The 21439-nt window shown below is 60.9% G+C and carries 15 protein-coding genes; 7 read left to right on the forward strand and 8 right to left on the reverse strand.

Annotation, left to right across the window (positions count from 1 at the left end):
* Positions 1–73 precede the first annotated feature (73 nt).
* From ACFVTG_RS14520 to trxA, 5 genes are all read left to right on the forward strand, one after another.
* The gene (locus tag ACFVTG_RS14520; protein WP_284751099.1) at positions 74–574 is read left to right on the forward strand and encodes an NUDIX hydrolase; all 501 of its coding nucleotides are present in this window, start codon (positions 74–76) and stop codon (positions 572–574) included.
* Between the two features lie 60 nt (positions 575–634).
* Positions 635–2698 (forward strand): murein biosynthesis integral membrane protein MurJ, encoded by a 2064-nt coding sequence (gene murJ, locus ACFVTG_RS14525; RefSeq protein WP_284751013.1) that lies wholly within the window; start codon positions 635–637, stop codon positions 2696–2698.
* Between the two features lie 143 nt (positions 2699–2841).
* Positions 2842–4521: an ABC transporter substrate-binding protein gene (locus ACFVTG_RS14530; protein ID WP_390281482.1), complete on the forward strand. Its 1680-nt coding sequence runs from the start codon at positions 2842–2844 to the stop codon at positions 4519–4521.
* A gap of 281 nt (positions 4522–4802) precedes the next feature.
* Positions 4803–5759 carry a thioredoxin-disulfide reductase gene (gene trxB, locus ACFVTG_RS14535; RefSeq protein WP_390281484.1) on the forward strand — a complete coding sequence of 319 codons (957 nt, stop codon included), beginning with the start codon at positions 4803–4805 and terminating at the stop codon, positions 5757–5759.
* 36 nt (positions 5760–5795) lie between these two features.
* Entirely contained in the window at positions 5796–6122 is a 327-nt protein-coding gene (gene trxA / locus ACFVTG_RS14540; RefSeq protein ID WP_078107075.1) for a thioredoxin, read from the forward strand.
* A 6089-nt stretch (positions 6123–12211) separates the two neighbouring features.
* Here trxA and ACFVTG_RS14545 read toward each other — a convergent pair.
* The 8 genes from ACFVTG_RS14545 to rpmH form a co-directional block, all read right to left on the reverse strand.
* The gene (locus tag ACFVTG_RS14545) at positions 12212–13399 is read right to left on the reverse strand and encodes a ParB/RepB/Spo0J family partition protein (protein ID WP_284751010.1); all 1188 of its coding nucleotides are present in this window, start codon (positions 13397–13399) and stop codon (positions 12212–12214) included.
* A gap of 67 nt (positions 13400–13466) precedes the next feature.
* Entirely contained in the window at positions 13467–14522 is a 1056-nt protein-coding gene (locus ACFVTG_RS14550; RefSeq protein WP_284751009.1) for a ParA family protein, read from the reverse strand.
* Positions 14523–14608: 86 nt separating this feature from the next.
* Positions 14609–15259: a 16S rRNA (guanine(527)-N(7))-methyltransferase RsmG gene (gene rsmG / locus ACFVTG_RS14555; protein ID WP_059388861.1), complete on the reverse strand. Its 651-nt coding sequence runs from the start codon at positions 15257–15259 to the stop codon at positions 14609–14611.
* Positions 15260–15265: 6 nt separating this feature from the next.
* Entirely contained in the window at positions 15266–15844 is a 579-nt protein-coding gene (locus tag ACFVTG_RS14560; protein WP_390281488.1) for a protein jag, read from the reverse strand.
* Positions 15844–16821 carry a membrane protein insertase YidC gene (yidC, locus tag ACFVTG_RS14565; protein WP_284751007.1) on the reverse strand — a complete coding sequence of 326 codons (978 nt, stop codon included), beginning with the start codon at positions 16819–16821 and terminating at the stop codon, positions 15844–15846. Before yidC ends, ACFVTG_RS14560 begins: the two co-directional genes overlap by 1 nt.
* Positions 16822–16838: 17 nt before the next feature.
* Positions 16839–17237, reverse strand: coding sequence for a membrane protein insertion efficiency factor YidD (gene yidD / locus ACFVTG_RS14570; protein ID WP_390281490.1), 399 nt, complete (start codon positions 17235–17237; stop codon positions 16839–16841).
* Complete coding sequence (gene rnpA, locus ACFVTG_RS14575; protein WP_078107069.1) at positions 17230–17637, reverse strand: ribonuclease P protein component; 408 nt, start codon at positions 17635–17637, stop codon at positions 17230–17232. Before rnpA ends, yidD begins: the two co-directional genes overlap by 8 nt.
* A 40-nt stretch (positions 17638–17677) precedes the next feature.
* Positions 17678–17815: a 50S ribosomal protein L34 gene (gene rpmH / locus ACFVTG_RS14580; protein ID WP_011776797.1), complete on the reverse strand. Its 138-nt coding sequence runs from the start codon at positions 17813–17815 to the stop codon at positions 17678–17680.
* Positions 17816–18272: 457 nt separating this feature from the next.
* On the opposite strand from rpmH, the gene dnaA reads away from it, so the two are divergent.
* Together dnaA and dnaN are read left to right on the forward strand one after the other, a co-directional pair.
* Positions 18273–19694, forward strand: a complete 1422-nt coding sequence (gene dnaA, locus ACFVTG_RS14585) for a chromosomal replication initiator protein DnaA (RefSeq protein WP_284751006.1) — start codon at positions 18273–18275, stop codon at positions 19692–19694.
* 535 nt (positions 19695–20229) lie between these two features.
* A complete protein-coding gene (gene dnaN, locus ACFVTG_RS14590; protein ID WP_390281493.1) occupies positions 20230–21354 on the forward strand; it encodes a DNA polymerase III subunit beta in 1125 nt (374 codons plus the stop codon).
* The last annotated feature ends 85 nt before the right edge of the window (positions 21355–21439 follow it).

Below are 21439 nucleotides of genomic sequence, written 5' to 3' on the forward strand. Positions count from 1 at the left end.
GGCAAGAGTCGTTAGAGTGGACTTCATGGCCAACCCGATCCCGAGTGCTCCTGGCAGGAGGACGAACGCACCATTGCCGTCGGCAATTGGTGCCCACGTCGCGCCCGCCCCGCACCCGGCTCAGGCTGCCCTTCCGACGGTAGAGGAAGTCTCTGCCGGCGGCGTCGTAGTGGACACGTCCGACGGCGAACTGAGGGTCGCGATCATCGCCCGCCTTAATAGGGGTGGCCGGCTCGAGTGGTGCCTGCCGAAGGGGCATCCGGAGGGCAAGGAAAACAACGAAGAGGCAGCCGTCCGCGAGATTGCTGAAGAGACCGGGATCGAAGGCAACGTCCTCGCTCCTCTCGGCAGCATCGATTACTGGTTCACCGTGAGCGGGCACCGGGTGCACAAAACCGTGCACCATTTCCTCCTGCGGGCGACGGGCGGGGAGCTGACCATCGAAAACGATCCCGACCAAGAGGCCATCGATGCCGCTTGGGTTCCACTCCAGGATTTGGCCCGTAAGTTGTCCTTTCCCAATGAGCGGCGCATCGCCGATCTTGCCCGGGAAGTCCTTCCCGAACACCTCTAACGCGGCCTTTTATACAGGCTTGACGCACCAGGCAGCCCGGCTCATGGGACGATAATGACAATGTCTGCCGCCAAAACAACCCAGTCAACCCAGTCCGGAGAAACCCGTTCCAGCGCCGTCATGGCCGCAGGGACGCTCGTTTCACGGTTCCTCGGCTTCGCCAAAACCTGGATGCTTGGCGCCGCACTGGGCCTGGGGTCGACGGTCAACGACACCTTCATCAACGCCAACAACCTGCCCAACCTGATCTTCCTCCTGGTGGCGGGCGGTGTCTTCAACGCCGTGCTTGTCCCGCAAATCATCAAAGCGAGCAAGGGCCCGGACCGTGGCGCGGACTACATCAGCCGGCTCCTGACCTTGGCCGTACTGGTTCTGTTGACGCTGACGGCGCTGGTCACGCTGGCCGCGCCCATGGTCATCGACCTCACTACGCAGGGCTATTCACCCCAGCAGAAATCGCTGGCCGTAACCTTCGCGTTCTATTGCCTGCCGCAGATTTTCTTCTACGGTTTGTACGCGCTCCTGACCCAGGTCCTCAATGCCAACGGCGCCTTCGGCCCGGCCATGTGGGCGCCGATCCTGAACAATGTGGTGGCCATCGCCGGACTGGGCATGTTCATCTGGATCCTCGGCGCCAACAACACCAACCCCCACACCTTGGACAATTGGGGGCCCTTCCAGACCTTCCTGATCGCGGGATTCTCCACCGTCGGCGTATTAGCGCAGACGGCGATACTCCTCGTCCCGGTGATCCGCCTGCGGCTCGGGCTCCGGCCCCGCTTCGGCTGGAGGGGCGTGGGACTCGGCCAGGCAGCGAAGTTGAGCGTCTGGACCCTCCTGACCGCCGCCGTCGGGCAGCTCGCTTTCCTCTATGTCATGAGGATCGCCACGATTCCTGGCTCCGAGCGGCTCCGCCTGGAGCACGCGCAAGACCCGGCGGCTGCCACCCTCCCCGGTAACGCGGTCCTGGAAGTCGCCAGCCAGCTGTATCTGCTGCCGCACTCGATCATTGCGCTGTCGCTCGCCACGGTGCTGTTCAACCGGATGGCCCACGCGTCCCAGGCGGGCAACAAAGCCGAACTGCGTGAAGCCCTTTCGCACGGACTGCGGACCATGGCCGTCGCCACTGTTTTCGGGGCGCTGGCCCTCTTTGCCCTCGCCGGACCGCTGGGCATGTTCTTCTCCGGCGGGAAGCCCCAGGACGGCGTCATGCTCGCCCAGACGCTGACGATCCTCGCGCTGAGCACGCCGTTCATGAGCGCCAACTTCATGATGTCCCGCGTCTTCTACGCCAACGAAGACGCCCGAACCCCTTTCTACATCCAGCTCATGCTGGCCCTGCTCAACGTTGTGGGCGCGTTCATCATCCAGTTCCTGCCGGTGGGCCAGATCATCTTCGCCATCGCAGTCCTGTACACCCTCGGCAATATCCTGTCCGTGGTCATCAGCGTCTGGTTCCTGCGACGCCTCCTCGGCCATGTGGACGGCCCTCGGATCGCAAACTCTTACATCCGCATGGGTTACGCCGCCTTGGGCTCGGCAATCGCCGGCGCCTTGGCCTTGTGGCTCCTGGGCAGCTATCACGCTGACGGCTTCGCATGGAGCAGCAGGCCTGCCGCTTTGGTGACGGTAGTCGTCGTCGGGCCCGTCATGCTGCTTGCGTATCTGTTCCTGCTACGGGTCTTCCACGTGAGCGAGCTGCGCGATTTGCTCCGACCGGTACTCGGCCGGCTCGGCCGGGGCGTTCCGGTCGCGAAAACACCGTCCGCGGGCGGAAAGCAGACCCCGACGGCGGTCCGCGCCACCGTGTCCGACGACACCGGGCTCATTCCGCGCATCTCGGGCGAGTTCGACGCAGCATCGTTCCGTGCCGGTCCCGCCTTGCAAACCATCCCTTCCAAGGACGGGTGGGATGACGTCCGCGATGGAGCTACTGCTGAAGGGAAGGATAAGGTGGACGCTTGGTCCGACGTCGAGAAGTCATATCTGCCGGATGAAGACCTGCCCAGTACCGCACAAGGGGGCACAGGCCGCCCAGGCATCCCGCTGCCCGGCCGCCGCACCTATCAAGGGACGCTGGGAAACAACCCCTATTTCCGCGGTGGACACCGCCGCAAACGGTGACGCATCCTCGCAAACCGGGAGCCAGAACGGCCCAATCAGCTAGGATCAGAAACTAATACAGGTAGTTGCAGACCACGGGTCACCCGGCTGGCCGGATCCCGTATTCAGGACCCGCAGCTTCCGGACAGTCATAGGAGGAACCCGTGTCCCACCCGATCGATGTCGGATCAGTGCTTGGCGGCCGCTACAAAGTCACAGCCACCGTGTTGACTTCGCACGACCAGGATCTGGTGCTCGACGGCGTGGACCAGGTCCTCAACAGACCTGTCAGCATCCTCGTGGCTGGCCCCGAAAACGCCGAGCAGGTTGCCAAGAGCGCCCGCGAGGTAGCCACCGGCGAACGGCCCGGGCATGTCCAGATCCTCGATCTGGGCGTCAGCGACAGCACCACGTACCTCATCACCAACCACAGCAGCGCACCTGACCTGCTGGACCTCGTGGTGGCCACCAACCCGCCCTACGTCGAACCGTTCTTCACCGACACGCTTGGCAGCGAGATCTTCGGCCAGGCCCGGTCCCACGAACCCGAGACCTACGACGGACTGTACGACGACGAAGAGCACGACGCCGAGTACATCAGTTACGACGAAGTCGAGCCACATCCTGCCGGCGAATCACTACCACCTGCCGCGGCACCTACGGACCCGCGCCGCCCGGTGGTTCCTCCCATGCCTGCTGGCCGGCCGGCGTCGGCCCCCGGGGGCATTGGTTCCCGGATCGCAGCGGCGGCAGCCGGAGCAGGGGCGGCTGCCGCTGCAGGGGCGGCTGCCGCTGCGGCCGCGGCCGCCGTAAAGGGCACCGGCAAGGCAAACAGCGACGACGGCGAAGCCGCACCTTCCGGGAGGAGCGGATCCGATTCGGCTGCCGAGTCGAGCCGGGCTGAGTCAAGCCGGACCGCCCCCCAGCAAATCCAAGCGGCGCCTGACACGCAGGCTGTACCAGCGTCCACTCCTCCGGCGCCTACCTCCGCCAATCCCGCCCAGGAATCCAAAGTCTCTCTCTGGTCCGAAGACGACTACGGTTTCATTAACGACGACGCTGGCTCCCGCGGTGCGGGCGCTTCCCGCGATACGGCCGCTGCTACCAGTGGATACAGCCGAGGAGCATCGAGCTTCCCGGCGATAGCTCGTGAGCAAGCAGAGCCCCTCGACGAGGACGAATACTATGACGAGGAGCCCGTTCGCGAGCCCCGTTCCTTCCGTTGGCTTGTGGGCGGGGTCCTTGCCGCCGTCTTGATCGTGGGTTTGATTCTGGCTGTCACCAACCTCGGCAACCTCATCCCCGGCGGGACTCCCGCAGCCAAGCAGTCCTCCACAGCGTCCCAATCTGTGACTGGACAGCCGAGTAGCAGTGCGTCGGCAGCTCCGGTCGCAGCGCCACCGGTCATTGACGGAGTCACTCGGATGGGTGATTTCGAGTTTGCCGCGACCTATGACAAGGACTTGGTCAAGGCCTACGACGGCAATGCGGCGAGTTACTGGTCGGACATGGAGTTCGCCACTGCGGACTGGGGTGGACTCGCTCCTGATGGAGTCTCACTGCTTGTCAAGCTCAAGGCACCCTCACAAGTGACTTCCGTCACCTTGAGCCAGTTGGGCGCTTCCGGCGGAAACATCAGCGTTTACACGAATGATCGTCCAGCGATGGACGGCGCCAAGATGGTGGGCACCAACAGCTTCACCTCACCGGAGCTGACCATGCCGTTGAGTTCCCCTGTAACGGCCCAGTACGTGATTGTCTCCATCAAGTCCCTGCCCAAACTGACCGCACCCAAGACGCGCTACGGGTTCGGCCTGCGCCTTGCGGAGATCAAGGTCCAGTAGTCGACGGCGTGCGGCCTCTTCGGCGGCACGTGAGCGTTTCGGGGACTTGTGTCTGTTTCGGGTGCTTGCAACTGTTTCGGTTGCTTGCAACCCGGGGGAGCGTCAACTCCGGTAACGGAGCCTTCGTCCTTCCATGCCGTGCGCTGCCAGAAGGTAACCTGAATGGTGGCGGATATTAGGGTCCCCGGGAACATCGGAATATTCCGTGCCGTCACAGGGTTGTGCCATGTGGCCGGCCGCAAGGATCCGGTGCATCGACTAAGGAAGAGGTTCACCCAACAGTGAGCAACGCAGAAAACACCGCGTCCAAAGTACGTGATGTCATCATCGTAGGCTCCGGGCCTGCCGGTTACACGGCGGCCGTCTACACGGCACGCGCCAACATGAACCCGCTGCTCATCGCCGGTTCCGTGACTGCCGGTGGCGAACTGATGAACACAACAGACGTCGAGAACTACCCCGGTTTCCCCGAGGGCGTCATGGGACCTGATCTCATGGAGAGCTTCGAAAAGCAGGCGGCACGTTTTGGGACTGAAATTCAGTTTGAGGATGTCACCAACTTGGACCTCGACGGCGACATCAAGTCCGTGACCATCGGCACGGGGGAGACCTTCAAGGCACGTGCCATCATTCTGTCGACCGGTTCCGCATACCGCGAACTCGGCCTCGCGAATGAAAAGCGTCTTTCCGGCCACGGCGTGAGCTGGTGTGCAACCTGCGACGGTTTCTTCTTCAAGGACCAGGACATCGCAGTCATCGGCGGCGGCGACTCTGCAATGGAAGAAGCACTCTTCCTCACCAAGTTCGCCAGGTCAGTCACCGTGGTACACCGTCGCGATGCCCTCAAGGCTTCCAAGATCATGGGTGACCGCGCCCAGGCCCACGAGAAGATCAACTTCGTGTGGAACACCGCCGTCGAGGACGTTATCGGTGGGGACAAGGTGACCGGCTTGAAGCTGAAGAACCTCGTCGACGGCACCGAGTCCGAACTCGCCGTCACTGGCGTTTTCGTGGCCATCGGCAACGATCCCCGCACGGAACTCGTCAAGGGGAAATTGGAGCTCGCCCCCGAAGGCACAATTGCCGTCGAAGGCCGCAGCTCGAAGACCAGCATCAAGGGCGTCTTCGCCGCCGGCGACGTCGTCGACCCCACCTACCGTCAGGCCATCACGGCAGCCGGTTCCGGTTGTGTCGCGGCTTTGGACGTCGAGCACTATCTTGCAGACCTGCACGCCTAATCGGCACAGCAGCCATCCATTCGAAGGGAAAGAATTATGAGCAACGCTAAAAACGTTACCGACGCCAGTTTCAGCACCGACGTCCTGGCCGCTGAAAAGCCGGTCATCGTGGACTTCTGGGCAGAGTGGTGCGGTCCGTGCCGCAAGTTGGGTCCGATCCTCGACGAGATCTCGGTTGAATACGGAGACAAGGTTGACGTCGTCAAGCTGAATGTCGATGACAACCCCGCAATCGCCGCTGAGTACGGCATCACGTCTATTCCGGCGGTCTACCTCTTCAGTGGGGGAGAAGTTAAGAGCACGGTTATCGGTGCCAAGCCGAAGCAGTTCTTCGAAAAGGAATTTGAGTCCGTCCTGTCCTAGGACTTCAGGCGCCCGTTTAGCGGCCGCTTCTGATTCAGCCGGTGGTTCTCGCTATTGAGCGAGAACCACCGGCTTTTTCGCGTCTTCGGGTTCTCCTTCCTGGGCCCGCAGTCCCGCAGCTACGGGTGATTGTTAGCGTTATAGCTGGGTGCGCGAATGGGCACTTGCTGCTCAGAGCTTGGCGTTGCGGTTTGTGAACCTTTTTGGATTACAAAAGGACCGGATTCTCTGTGAGGGGGTTCAGGCGGGCAGGACATCTCTTGCTCGGCTGGAGTCAGGCCGCCGGGCCGCGGAAATCGTCCAACCTTCGAGACCTGAGACAGCGCCTTATGGCGCGTTCGCCCTATTGAGCCTTTTGCTCGTGGTTGATGTCGGGGAGTCCACTCGCTTGTAGCGCCTCCTTGTGTGATGTCAGAGCCGAAGTGTTCGATTCGTCCGTTTCACGTGAAACAGAGTTGGCCATTCGGTAGATGCTGGGAGACTTCCGTTGTCGAATTCAGTACCATGGCGATCCTCGCGAGCACTGAGTCGATACGCCGTTTCACGTGAAACGAGGCTGACCGCTCGGGAGGCTTCGATTTGCCTTTGTGGTGTTTGGACTGAGGACATGTTCCTTGCCATCTGGCACTTGCATATGTTTCACGTGAAACAGGATCAGCACAAGGGTCGCGGGGTCGCGGGTCACTACCGAGTTTGCGGCATTTTTGCAGACACGGGCCGTGGCTGAATTCTTGCCTGTGCTGATGCCGTATAACATCAGCCTGGCTTGCTGATTCATAGGCCTTGCGAACTCCCGATCCTGCTGGCTGCGTGAGCGTATCGCCTGGCTGTGTGGCCGTATCGCCTTGCCGGGTGAGCGCATCGCCTGGCCGGTGGAGGAGGACCGCCCCGATCACCTCTTCGCTGACAAATAGGTGTGTTCTACGGGAACTCCACTGTGTTGGATGTTTCACGTGAAACGCCATGCCAGAATGGGGGGCTGCGCCAAACGCTCTTCGGCGCGGACTCGGTAGGACTCGCTGCCAGAGTCCTTCAAGAAGGAGCGGGCCCCGACAGATCGGCGCGACGTACTGTGAGCATCACACAAGACCCGAGTGCCCGGCCGCATCACGTCGCCGGGCAGCTGCTCCTCCAGCCGGATTCTCAAGCCTGGGATTCTGAACGCGGTTAGCGCAATCTACTTAGTTGCTTACACAATCTATTTAGATTGTTTCACCACACGTAGATCCTCTTCCACACTCATCAGCCCAGTCCATCGTCGATGCCAGGACATCAGCAGCTTTCGGACACAGCTCGGCCCTCGGATAGGCACAGGGGCCGTGGTCGCCCAGAGTCGGCGGTCGAGCCCTTTCTCACGATGACCGAGGACAAGCCGCCATGGCCCTGCGGTTCGATGACGGACCCGGGATCTGTCCGCTGACACACCTCGATCCTCGCGAGCCGGCAGGCCGTGGACATCATTCTCAACAGCTATGGGGGTGACGATGGGATTTCGCGGCTCCCACACGTCCTCGATTCCGGGATGTATCTCACAAGCAGACTCAAAGAGTGCAACAGAGTGGCTCGGAGTAGGACACTTGCAAAAACACCAGTGGAGGAGGCAAAGCAGCTGCTTTCAGGCCATCGGAAGGGATAGGGGCCCGGAAACAGCGCCACAAGACTCAGGACACCGCCACTTTAATCACACGCGGCACTGCAGCAGTCGTACGAACGGGTCAGCTTAACCCTCAAATTCCGTCGGGCAGGTTCCATCGAGCCGGCCAATCAGCGACTGACTCACGCTTGAACTCCCAACTCACGACTCATCGTGGCGGTCGGCCTTTCGAAAGCCATGCCCGGATAGTAGCGGCGCGTTCGCTAATGGAAAGCGGTCCACGCGAACCATCCCAAGGCGCACATCCTAGAAGCCAACGTTGCAGCCTTCGGCTTCAGTTCCCACGGCCGAAATTGGGGTGGAGGGAAATTCAAGAGGAGCCAAAAGAGCAGTCCGGGGGCTGCACCTCGGGGGCGCTGCACCTCGGGGATTCTGGTCAGGACCTTTGACCCTGAGTAGCGGGCGAACCGGCGTCGGCAGTCTTCCGTTCGAGCTATTTGCCGCGTGCCTCGACGGACCTTGCGCGTACGTCCAGCCGCTGACCACGAGTAACGAAAGCAGCCTGGCAACAATCGCGGACAAGGCAGGAGGATCATTCAAACGCAACGGAAGCACCGGCGTCCCGCATAGGGTCTTGCGGGATCGGTCTATGGAGGGCCCCCTTGCTCTGGCATCTCCAGACCTGGCACAAGTGCAGCACGCAAGCTCGCAGTTAGAACGCTCATCAGTTGCGGGGTTGGCAGGATGGGTTGGCTTGGGATGGAGAGCATGGACTGTACGCCGAGGTATCGGAAAGACACCAAACCAGCGAAGACACTTGGGTGTCCGGGTGTGTGGTTGGTCCAAGCAGTCGAAGAGGTGGACCGCGGGTGGTATTCCGAAGGGCGAGTGTTCGTCCAAGCAAAGGGGCCTGCGGTTCACCTACAAGTCTTCACCGCCCAACATACTGGCTGAGGTCCGGCTTGGAACAGGGCGTGCGCGGCGTCTTTGACGATTGATTGGCCCAAGCCGTTACCCGCTAGCAATGAGGACGGTCGACCTTCTCGGCGCCGTAACAGCGCCAAGACTGGACGAGCCCCAAAGTAGGCGAGTGTGCGGCCGTTGCGGATCTCAGCACTAGATCTACATAATCCGTAGAGCTCCTTCTCACCTCAGCGCATTGGTGCGCCTGCGCCCATAGGACAATTTCGACCCGCAGTTCCCCCTCAGTTAGAGAATGTTGCTGCCACGTGGAGTAGCCGGAGCAGTCGCCGTTTCACGTGAAACATGACGGGACCATGGTGCACCTGCTCGCTGCACCGAGCGCGGGAGGCACCAGAAATCCGCAACTACCGACCAGCAGTACAAGCACTATGCACAACACAGGGCCAAGCTACCGCAGCAGCGGAATCCTCGCCGGGAGAGATATCCACCGACCGCTCGGAAGTTATGCACAGAGTTATCCACAGCGATATCCACCGGTGAAGAAGGGGCGTCCGCGCGGCTCTCCCGACGTGGAATGGAGCGAGTCCGGCGCGAGTATGGGCGACGACCAGGGGTCCGGAACTGATCGAAGCTTCGTCTGGCCTGGATTGCGCATCAAGGGTCAGAAATCGGCCAGAATCAGGCCAAATTGGGGTGTAAATGACCAGCTTGCAGACCGTGGCTCTGTTTCACGTGAAACAAGGCCATCGAAGAGCTCAAGGAACACACGAGTATCGACGCCGCCTGGACAGAAGCTAGTTCAGTGCAGACCGCCACACCCTCAACCCGGACCACTTATCAACAAAGTTATCCACAACGATATCCACCGCTGCTCCCAGACTTTTCAACAGCGGTTTGTACGAGGAAACGAGCCAGGGCCACGGCGCCGGCGAAGCAGAGTCGCGCTTTCCCCTACCCCAGGGGCTCCCTCAGCGTGCCTCAATTCTCTGCGACCTTCCGTGTCTTGAATCATCGATAGCGGATTGCCAGGGTTCTGGAAGTACCGCATGTGCCTGTCTCAATGGTCCGGCAGGGGCCTACCGAGGATCGCATCCGGCCGTCACTAGATCTCTAGAATTTGGCATGCCGATGTGACCCCGCAGCCGATCGCCACCGTCCGACGGCTCCGAACACGGTGTGCGGCCGGCCCACAGCTTTGCCCGGAGAGAGTGCCCACAGTCCAGGCTCAGTCCATATACACCGCGGACCGCGGTGTATATGGACATGGAGGCAACACACCCTAATAGTCGCTCACCATCCAGGCTCTCCCAGGTCGCCCATCGCCGTAGGCACGAACCTTCGGGAAGTCGTATCGGAACGTGGACCACAACAGAATAGACGGGGGTACGCGTGTGCCACGTACGACCAGAGCAGGACGAGGCTGGGGGAGCCACCCTCAATTGACGCCTTCATCCCATGCGATCACGGCGGGTAGTACCAAGCCGCAACCGACTGTGATCATCGGCCCGGGCACCGGTGCCGGATCCAGCACGGGTACTGCGACACAGATCCTGAGCCGCGTCAGGTCAGGAGGGTACGGTCACGTTGTCGCTGAGACCGTTTGCGATTTCGCGTTCGATACGTGGGAGCCAACTGCGAGAGCAGACCTGGGGGACTCACACGGCCCAAGGGAGGCCCCAACCGTACTGGATTCGTCCGCACATAGAACATGCAACAACCCTGACGGCCGAACGGGACAGGGCCCCGACTGAATAGTGCCACCCCGGTTGAAACCGGCAAGGACGCTTTCGTCCCTACCGACCTCGTTCTCCGGCGAGCAGGGGACCAGCGCCCGATCGCTGACCTCGACTGAATGCTGCAGGCACCAAATGTGCAATGGGGTCTGCGTCGCTTAGATCCGCACCCTACAGCGACAATCAGCGCAGTACCCAGCCACGCGAAGACAATCAACAGCGTGCCATCAGCAACCCTTTCGCTGGCTCCGAGGCCATGCGCAGCGCCCGCCGGTGGCAGTTCCCCATGGCCAGCCCCAGTGCCAGCTCCTGGCTATCCCTCCTTCGATAGCTTCAGAGCGCCGCCCAATTCTGCACCGACCCATACGCATTCACTACGGTAGCAATACTTCGCACCGAGCAGCGCGGGCTCCGGCGGATAGTGCTGGCTCCACACCGGACCAGTCGGCCAACCGCAAGACCCCGCGCGCATCCGCCGCACGGTGTCCACGCACGCCTGCCGAGACCACTTTCAGCCCTGCTTCGTGCAGCGAAGGGCGCCGAGCCCTGACCTTAGTGCATCTGTCTGCTGAGAGGCGATGGCAGCCCGCGTTGTGACTAGGCGGCGCCGGAAGGCCTAGTTGGACCCATCACAATTACTACGAACGCTCCTTCGATGACTCGGGCGGTTGCGACCCAACCTTGGGCGGAGGGTCGACGGTCTATTGTCAGATCCCTGAGACCACACCTTCCAAAGGGTGAGTGGAGAAGGGAGAAGCGATGGATCAACAAAGCTCCGAGCCGTCTCGCAGAGGCGCGCCACTGAGCATTCATTCGTACTGCGAGTGAACTACCAATTATGGAAGCTATAGCCACCGCATCGAGTGTTGTCGTCGATCGAGCCTGCTGCAGGTCAGTGTTTCACGTGAAACCGAAGGAGTCGCCCGTCCGAGCAGGCCGTCTGAAGAGCGACCACTCAGGCCGGTTCACGTCCCACCTTCCGAGCCGCTATGCGGTGACTGTTCCACGTGAAACATCGTGAACCGCTATGGCGCGCACAAGGCGTTGATTCACTTGGACAAGCATGGATCCAGACCGGCCCACGATGGAGGATGTAGACCTGACGGACAAGCAATTGAGCGAGGCTTGTGAGGCTCGAATGTCCGCGTTCCGGATGCTCGTAAAAAAGGCAGGCGAACCCTGATGTTTCACGTGAAACTCAAGGAAATGAACTCACGGAAAGATTGGGGGAGGCCAGGCACGCCACCTAACGTAACAGGCTGCCGCCTCACTTTATAGGACCACCCAAGATGCTGGAACCGAAAGACTCCCGAGATTGCACGAAGCACTCATGCGTCTTAGAGCGGCGCGAACCCACCATCCTCACCGGAGCGCCAATGAGAAGCCCTCGATCCCATCAGCCTTCTCACTGCTGCCGATCGTTTCACGTGAAACACCGACGTAGCGCCGCGATACCCGGGTCCTACCAATCTCCACGATCGTTCGCGGATACAAGCGAACCGAACTCACCCCAAACGATAAGGGCCCGGCGCTGCGGGCGGCCCCACAGCAACGAATACTTCAGAGCCAAATCAGAACCAAATGGAAGCCAGACGCACATAATTGCGCGCGTCGAGGGCAGATGGTTCCCAAGCCCGGCCACACACGAAGTACGGGCAAGCAATCTCAGACAGCAGTTCACAGCCAGGCACAACCCCCGAACGCGCACGTACAAAGTGCCGTCGAGGATGAACCCCTCCCAGGAACAGTGCAATATCCATGCACGCCCAGGAGACTCTTAAAAGAAAATGGGATCTGCCTCACTAGAAGCAAACCCCAATTCCGTAGAAGTCGAGCGACTAGCCCTCGTCCGTCGGTGACAAAACATCCATAATGCGGTTTAGATCCTCAACGCTTGCGAACTCAATGCTGACTCGACCCTTACGGGCACCCAAGGTGATCTTCACATTGGTATCGAGCCGATCCGAAAGAGAGGAAGCAAGGTAGTCGAGACGCTCATGCCGTGCATTAGGGCGCGGGATACTGTTCTTCGGCGGAACCGTAGGATCCTGGTACAACGCCACTGCTTCCTCAGTTGCACGTACGGACATTCCTTCGGCGACAATCTTCTGAGCGAGACGTTCCATCGAGGCCGCATCAGGGAGAGCGAGCAATGCACGTGCGTGGCCGGCCGAGAGCACGCTTGCCGCGACGCGCCGTTGTACCAAGGGAGGAAGTTTGAGGAGGCGAAGGGTGTTGGACACCTGCGGCCGCGACCGTCCGATCCGATCAGCTAGCTGCTCGTGTGTGGTGCCGAAGTCTTCCAGGAGTTGCTGGTATGCGGCTGCTTCTTCCAAAGGATTCAGCTGACTGCGGTGGAGGTTCTCCAGCAAAGCATCGCGCAGGAGGTCGTCATCATTGGTATCGCGAACAATCGCCGGGATGGTTTCGAGCCCGGCGGCCTGTACTGCCCTCCATCGACGCTCACCCATCACCAGTTCGTACGGTTCTCCACCCTTTTCAGTTGAAGTCCGTACAACAATTGGCTGGAGTACGCCTATTTCCTTGACGGAGTGAACCAGCTCCGCCATGTCGTCCTCATCGAAGACGCTGCGCGGCTGCTTCCGGTTGGGATGAATGTCCCCAACCGGAATTTCGGCAAAGCGCGCCCCGGGTACTTCAACGAGTTGAACCTCGGACGATTCCGCGGCATACGACTCAGAAACGGCGTCATCGGCAGTGGCATCGGCCGGCTCAGACACGGCCGGCTCCTCAACGGTGGTGACCTTCGCGGCGGGCGACTTCGAAGCAGCACCCTTTGCCGCCGTCGTGCTCTTGGAAGAGGAGCCTCGCGACGGAGAGCTCTTCGCTACTTCGGTTTCAGGCACCTCAGGCGTATCCACCGTCTCCGGGGCCTTGCGCGCCTCAGGGAAGAAGAGGTCCACAGGGCGGGACGTCGGAACGCCATTGCCCGATGCACCAGCCGAAGCGGAGCTGGGAATGAGAGCCCCAAGACCCCTACCCAGGCCTCGTCGCTTTTCGCTCATTAGTATGTCCCTCCGGTGGATTGGCAAGAATAGAGCCCGCCAAGGATATTGCAGTGATTCAGAAAGTCTAACGCTCGGCGATTTCCGCGGCGGCTTCCATATAGGACAACGCGCCGCTGGATGACGGATCGTAGGTCATCACCGTCTGCTGGTAGCTCGGGGCCTCCGAGATTCGCACGGAGCGTGGAACCACCGCACCGAGAACCTGGTTCGGGAAATGTTGACGGACTTCGGAAGCCACCTGCGCGGCCAGGTTCGTGCGGCCGTCGTACATGGTGAGGAGAATGGTGGAAACGACCAGATCAGCGTTAAGGTGCTTCTGGATCATCTCGATGTTCTTCAGGAGCTGGCTCAGCCCCTCCAATGCGTAGTACTCACACTGGATCGGGATGAGTACCTCGCTGGCGGCGCAGAAGGCGTTAACGGTCAGCAGGCCCAGGCTGGGCGGGCAGTCGATGAAGATGAAGTCAAGGCGGGCTTCACCGTTCTTCGCCCGTTCCTTCGAATACACATCGATTGCGCGGCGCAGACGCTGCTCGCGTGCAACGAGGGAAACCAATTCAATCTCAGCGCCGGCCAAGTGAATGGTTGCCGGCGCGCAGATGAGATTGGGAATATCGGGGCAAGGGGCCACAACGTCACGCAGCGGAAGGTCGTTGATCAGCACATCGTAAATACTGTCGACGTCGGCGTGGTGCTCAATGCCGAGGGCAGTGGATGCATTTCCCTGGGGATCGATGTCGATCACCAGGACATTGAGTCCGGCGGAAGCCAAGGCGGCCGCAATGTTGACCGTGGTGGTGGTCTTTCCAACGCCACCCTTTTGATTGGACACCGTGAAAATGCGGGTCTTCTCCGGCTTGGGAAGCTCGCGTCCTAGCAGCCGTTCGCGACGTCTGGTCTCGTTGGCGAGCTGGCGTGCAATAGGGCTGGAGTCATCGATGGAGTCCATGACGTTGTCGTGTCCGACAATCAGGGTTTCACGTGAAACAGCGGCGTTTGCAACTGAATTCGTACGCATCAGCGCAGATTCAAAAGACGCCGAAGGTGCAGCCATGGCCCGAGCCGACCCCAAGGAAATAAATGGCGGGATCCGCTGGGTGGAGGTTTCGCTACTGCCCACTGTCACACTCTCACTCTCATTCGGCTCTAGCTGCCGTTCTCTAGCTTAACCGCTCAGTTGCGGACACGCGGGACACAGCGCCGAAGCTAAGCGATCTTCCGCTGTTTGTTAACGACGATCCTGACCACAGTGGTGGGTTCCTCCAAGAGCTCCTGCCCACAAACCACAACAGACGTTTCCACGCCGCCGAGCCTGCGGATGACTTTTGCTGCTTGCTCAATCTCCTCGGCAGCACTGCGGCCCTTGATCGCCACCACTTCACCCTTGCCGTTAAGCAAGGGAATGGTCAATCCGGCGAGCTTGGACAGGGCAGAGACCGCCCGTGCCGTGACAACGTCCGCGTCGACCATTCCCACCGCGAGCTCGGCCCGCGTGCGCATGACGGTCACATTACCCAGCCCAAGGTCGTCCACTACTTCCTGAAGCCAAATGACGCGCCGCTCCAGGGGTTCGATCAGCGTGAGTTCAAGATCGGGACGCGCGATTGCCAAGCACAAGCCGGGAAGGCCCGCACCGGAACCAACGTCTGCGACGTGGCTTCCGTGGGCTATTGCCGACTCGATGACGGCGCAATTGAGAACGTGCCGGCTCCACAGGCGGGGAACCTCGCGCGGGCCAATCAGCCCGCGCTCGGTTCCGGATGTCGCCAAGTGTTCTACGTACCGCTGGGCGAGCCCAAGCCGGTCACCGAAAATCTTCTCTGCCGCTTGGAGTTCGGCTGCCGTGATTTCAACCATGATCCGTTAGTCGGCCGAAACCACGATGTGGCGGCCGGCGCCTTCGCCCTCGGACTCGGATACGAACCCGAGGTCAGCCACGGCGTCGTGCACAATCTTGCGCTCGTAAGCGCTCATAGGTTCAAGGGCCACCGGGGCGCCGGTCTCCTGCACCTTCGCGACGGCGTCTTCGGCAATCTGCTGAAGATCGCCGGCACGTTCCTTGCGGTAACCGTTGATGTCGAGCACCAGGCGCGAGCGGTTCTCGGTCGCCGACAGCACGGACAAGCGAGCGAGTTCCTGAAGGGCTTCGAGCACTTCACCGTCGCGGCCTACCAGGCTCTCAAGCCCCTCGGAGTCGTCTTCGGCTGCGATGGAGATGTAGGTACGGCCGTTGCGGATCTCAATGTCGATGTCGCCGTCGATGTCGGCAATGTCGAGCAGTTCCTCGAGGTAGTCTGCGGCGACGTCGCCCTCTTCCTCGAGGCGGCTCACGGAAGTGCCCTTGCCGGCGGGAGCGCCCTCTTCGGAAGTTTCTACTGTGGCCTCTGCCGGTTCCTCGGTGGCGGCAGCGGCCGTTGCCTCTTCGGTGCTTTCAACAGACATTACTTCTTCTTCCTGTTCTTACGTTGTGGCTGGATGCGCTGCTGTGCCTTGACCTCGACGGCGGCCACTTCAGCGGCGACGTCTGCGTCCTTCTTACCGCCCAGAAGGGGGTGGGAGGGCAGGCCCTTGGCGGCGCGACGCTCAGCGAGGGCTTTCGCGGCGGGAGATCCCGGCGTCGGCATGCGGCGGATGACAAAGAACTGCTGGCCCATGGTCCAGAGGTTGGTGGTGGTCCAGTAGATGAGCACACCGATCGGGAAGTTGATGCCACCAACACCGAAGACGAGCGGCAGGATGTAGAGCATCATCTTCTGCTGGCGCATGAACGGGCTGGCCATGGCCTCTTCGGACATGTTCTTGGCCATGATCTGCTTCTGCGTAATGAACTGCGACGCCGTCATGGCGAGGATCATCACGATGGAGAGGACCCACACAACAGTCACGTCGCCGCCGCCGGCCGGTGTCCCGTGAAGCAGCGAAGCCGAGAGCGGGGCGCCGAAGATGCTGGACGCATCGAACTGCACTACCTGCTCATGGCTCAAAGCGCCGATGCCCTGGCCGCTTTCCTTCGCAGCACTGATACCGGAAAGCACCTGGAACAGCGCGAAGAAGAACGGCATCTGGATCAGCATCGGCAAACAAGCGGAGAACGGGTTGGTGCCGTGCTTCTTGTACAGCGCCATCTGTTCCTGCGCCATCGCCTGGCGGGAGAGCTGGTCTGTCTTGCCCTTGTACTTCGCCTGCATCTTCTTCAGATCAGGCTGAAGCAGCTGCATGCCTCGCTGTGCCTTGATTTGCTTGACGAAAACAGGGATCAGGGCGGCACGGATCACCAGCACCAAACCGATGATGGACAGCGTCCACGTCCAGCCGTTCTCCGGAGGCAGGCCGATGAAACTCAGCCCGTCGTGGAACCCCAGCATGATCGCGGACACTAGCCACTTGAACGGGGCCAGAATTGTTCCAAAGATGTCCATACGTTTTCCCTATTTCCTCAGGCCGCTGTGCGGCGACCGTCTTCATCAGACCACACAGCCAGGAACTGGTCCGGGTTGTTCAGTACAACAATTGTGGGCGTCTGGCCTTCGGGCCAGTGACGATGTCCGGCGGGGACGTGGTCCACGCCGCCGGCGTTCCAGGGGTGGCAACGCGCAAGGCGCCGCACTGCGAGCCAACTTCCCTTGACGGCACCATGTACCGTCACCGCTTCGAGGGCATATGCCGAGCAGGATGGGAAGAACCGGCACACCTGGCCGTATAAGGGAGAGATGATCCTGCGATACGTCTTCAGCAAGATGATGAGGACGTTGCGCGGCAGCTCCCACAGAAAAGTTCCGAGGATCCTCGGAGAGACTCTAAAGAAGCGGACGACGGCGGAGCTCAGCTCATGCACGCGGTGTCCCTTCCGTTGTGGTGCCCTGGGTGGGCGAAACAACCCGCGGAGAGGATCCGCCGAGCCGTTTCGTGGTTGCCGCCAAGGCGGCATTGTAATCCGTCAGCAGCTGGTCCCAGCTCGCCGTCGCAGCCGCGGGCAACGCCCGGACCACGACAGCAAGACCCGTGCCATGCCTATTCAAAGACAAAGCACCTGCTTCTCTCAGTCTCCTCTTAACGAGGTTCCTGGTCACAGCGTTCCCGACAGCTTTGGAAACGATGAAGCCGATGCGGCTCGGTTCTCCGGCACCAATAGGTGCCGTATATAACACTAAGTTCCGGCGTCCATTGCGGACGCCGGAACGTACAGTTGTTGAAAAGTCGGTAGAAGTCCGCAGACGGTTACGGGTGGCTAGCACCTATTGACTCGCTTGGAAGGCTGACCGACGAGTCAGTTATTTAGGCCGACAGTTCGACGCGGCCCTTGCCACGACGGGCGGCCAGGATGGCGCGGCCGGCACGGGTGCGCATACGAAGGCGGAAGCCATGCTTCTTGGCCCGACGGCGGTTATTCGGCTGAAAAGTCCGCTTGCTCACGTTAGTTACTCCAGTGGATCAAAGGTGCGCCCACCCGATCAAAAGGGGAAGAACTGGCCGACGCTAAGTTTATTGTGTATCCGCCGCCGCCCAACGCCGGATTTACCGGAAGTGCGGGTGGTCGAAAAGCGGACACATAGGACTTCACAACGTTAGGGCAAAAAGACCCCCGAGGTCAAACCGGGAGCCACCGTGCCCGATATCCCCAGCTGTGGCTAAGTACGCCCGCCAGCCTGTGGATGAAGTGGCTCACAGACCCCGTTTCAGAACCACAACGGTGTAATTATCCACAAGCTTGTTCCCAGCTATCTTCTGGAGTTTCCATCCCCTAGAGTGTCTCAGTAGCCGATTATCCACGGACTGTGCATAACCCTGTGGATTCGGTTCGGAATCCACTCATGGTTTGGACCTTCGGCTGCCGCAATCCAGGCAAGCAAGCACTCGAGGGAACCAATTGATGACGGTAGACGAAGCCAACCACGCCAACACGGTCGGAAGTTCCTGGCGGCGGGTGCTGAGCCTGCTGGAACAAGACGATCGCGTCACACCCCGGCAGCGCGGTTTCGTTATCCTTGCGCAGGCGCAGGGCCTGATCGGCTCCACCCTCTTGGTGGCCGTACCCAACGAATTGACCCGCGAGGTTCTCCAGACGCAAGTCAAGGACGCCCTCGATGACGCCCTTCGCAGCGTCTTTTCCGACGATATCCGGTGCGCGATCGACGTCGACACGGATCTGGTGCCCATCCACGAAGAGCCGGCCCCCGCCGTCGAACTCTCTTCCGCGAACGACCTGGCCGTGGAACTGAAGCCGCAGCCCACCCCGCCGAGTACTTCGCACGAATTCGGCCGGCTTAACCCGAAATACGTCTTTGACACCTTCGTGATCGGTTCTTCGAACCGCTTCGCCCACGCAGCCGCCGTCGCGGTCGCCGAAGCACCGGCCAAGGCCTACAACCCGCTGTTCATCTACGGCGACTCCGGGCTCGGCAAGACGCACTTGCTGCACGCGATCGGCCACTACGCCCGCCGGCTCTACAGCGGCATCCGGGTGCGCTACGTGAATTCCGAAGAGTTCACCAACGACTTCATCAACTCGATCCGCGACGATGAAGGCGCCAGCTTCAAGACCACGTACCGCAACGTCGATGTGCTCCTGATTGACGACATCCAGTTCCTTGCAGGCAAGGACCGGACGCTGGAAGAGTTCTTCCACACGTTCAACGCCCTGCACAACAACAACAAGCAAGTGGTCATCACCTCGGACCTGCCGCCCAAGCAGCTCGCCGGCTTCGAGGACCGCATGAAGTCCCGTTTTGAGTGGGGCCTGCTGACCGATATCCAGCCGCCGGAACTCGAAACCCGCATCGCGATCCTCCGCAAGAAAGCCCAGAGCGAGGGACTGTCCGCGCCCGACGACGCCTTGGAGTACATCGCTTCCAAGATCTCAAGCAACATCCGCGAGCTCGAAGGCGCGCTGATCCGCGTCACTGCGTTCGCCAGCCTCAACCGCCAGCCCGTCGATGTGGCCCTCGCCGAAATGGTGCTGAAGGACCTGATCACCGACGACGGCGCCCAGGAGATCACGGCCGACCAGATCCTGAAGCAGACGGCTGACTATTTCAAGCTCAGCATGGAAGAGCTTTGCAGCAAGTCCCGCACACGCACTTTAGTGACCGCGCGGCAGATCGCCATGTACCTGTGCCGCGAGCTCACGGACATGTCCCTGCCCAAGATCGGCCAGGAGCTAGGCGGCCGCGACCACACCACCGTGATCCACGCGGACCGCAAGATTCGCGAACTGATGGCCGAGCGCCGTGTGATCTACAACCAGGTGACAGAGCTGACCAACCGCATCAAGCAGCAGCAACGCGATTCCTGAGTCCCTCACTCGAGCCACTCCATACCTTATTAACAGGCACATGTGGATAAGCCTGTGGATACTTAAGGGGACAAGCGCGGTTAATGGGCTTAAAACCCTTAAGGTGTCTGTGGATCGTTAAAAACGGCCCTGGGGGTTATCCACGTCCACACCCTGTTTAAAACCCCTGTCGCCCACATGTCGTGAACAGGGGTTAACCGCGGAACCGCGGGTCCAGAGGCAGTTATCCACAGTTTCCACAGGGGTTATTAACACTACTAATCCCAAAAAAATGAATTCCCTCAAATAACAATCTCCTTCCGCCCACCCGCCGACGCAGCCCGTGGCTGCTTCGAACCACAAGCCAGCAAGCCGGGGATGGGTTAATGCCCGAAGTTCCGGCTAAGCTGTCTGCATCGCGTCCATCCTTGGCGCTGCTTTGTAGTTCGCTCACTGCGGACCATGCAGCTGCCGAGTTCGGGGCGCTGGTTTTCGGGGCTCCTGCGGGAGTTTCCGGTGGAACACTGGCAGCAGCAATGAAAGGCGGCACCCTTCCGTGAAGTTCAGAGTCGAGCGGGATGTCCTGGCAGAAGCCGTCACATGGACAGCCCGGTCCTTGTCTCCGCGGCCGCCCGTCCCGGTACTCTCAGGTCTCCTGCTCAAGGCAGAAGCCGGAACAGTGAGTCTCTCGAGCTTTGACTACGAGACCTCCGCCCGTCTCGAGATTCCGGCTGACATCACCACCGAGGGAACCATCCTGGTTTCCGGTCGCCTCTTGGCCGATATCTGCCGCAGCCTCCCTTCGGCGCCTGTCGACATCGAAACCGACGGCAGCAAAGTCACCCTCACGTGCCGTCGAAGCAGCTTCCATCTCGCCACCATGCCGGAATCCGAGTACCCGCCACTTCCGGCGCTTCCCGCCATCAGTGGAACCTTGCCCGGCGACGCCTTCGCCCAAGCCGTTTCGCAGGTCATCATCGCGGCCAGCAGGGATGACACCCTGCCGATCCTTACCGGTGTCCGGATGGAGATCGAGGATGACATGATCACCCTCCTCGCCACGGACCGTTACCGCCTCGCCATGCGGGAAGTGCCGTGGAAGCCTGTCACCCCGGGAATTTCCACGAGTGCCTTGGTGAAATCCAAGACCCTCAACGAGGTGGCCAAGACGCTCGGTGGCAGCGGCGACATCCACCTCGCACTCGCTGATGACGACAGCCGCCTGATTGGCTTCGAAAGCGGCGGGCGCACCACCACTTCCCTGCTCGTCGACGGCGACTACCCCAAGATCCGGTCCTTGTTCCCGGATTCCACGCCGATCCACGCCACGGTCCAAACCCAGGAACTCGTTGAAGCCGTTCGCCGTGTGTCCCTCGTCGCGGAACGAAACACCCCGGTTCGCCTGGCGTTCACCCAAGGCCAACTGAATCTCGACGCCGGTACCGGCGAAGATGCCCAGGCATCCGAGGAACTGGAAGCCCAGCTCAGCGGCGACGACATCACCGTGGCCTTCAACCCGCACTACCTGGTGGAAGGCCTGGGCGTGATTGAGACCAAGTTCGTGCGCTTCTCCTTCACTACCGCACCCAAGCCAGCCATGATCACCGCCCAGGTTGACGCCGACGGCGATGACAAGGGCGACTACCGCTACCTCGTGATGCCCGTCCGTCTCCCCAACTAGTCCCCACCGCCTCGCAAGTCCCCACCGGCTCCCAGCCTTCGCAAGCTCAGGCAGGGGCCCTCGCCGGAGGGGCCCCACGGCCAGG

The sequence above is a fragment of the Arthrobacter sp. NPDC058127 genome, assembly GCF_042884555.1.
GTDB lineage: Bacteria > Actinomycetota > Actinomycetes > Actinomycetales > Micrococcaceae > Arthrobacter.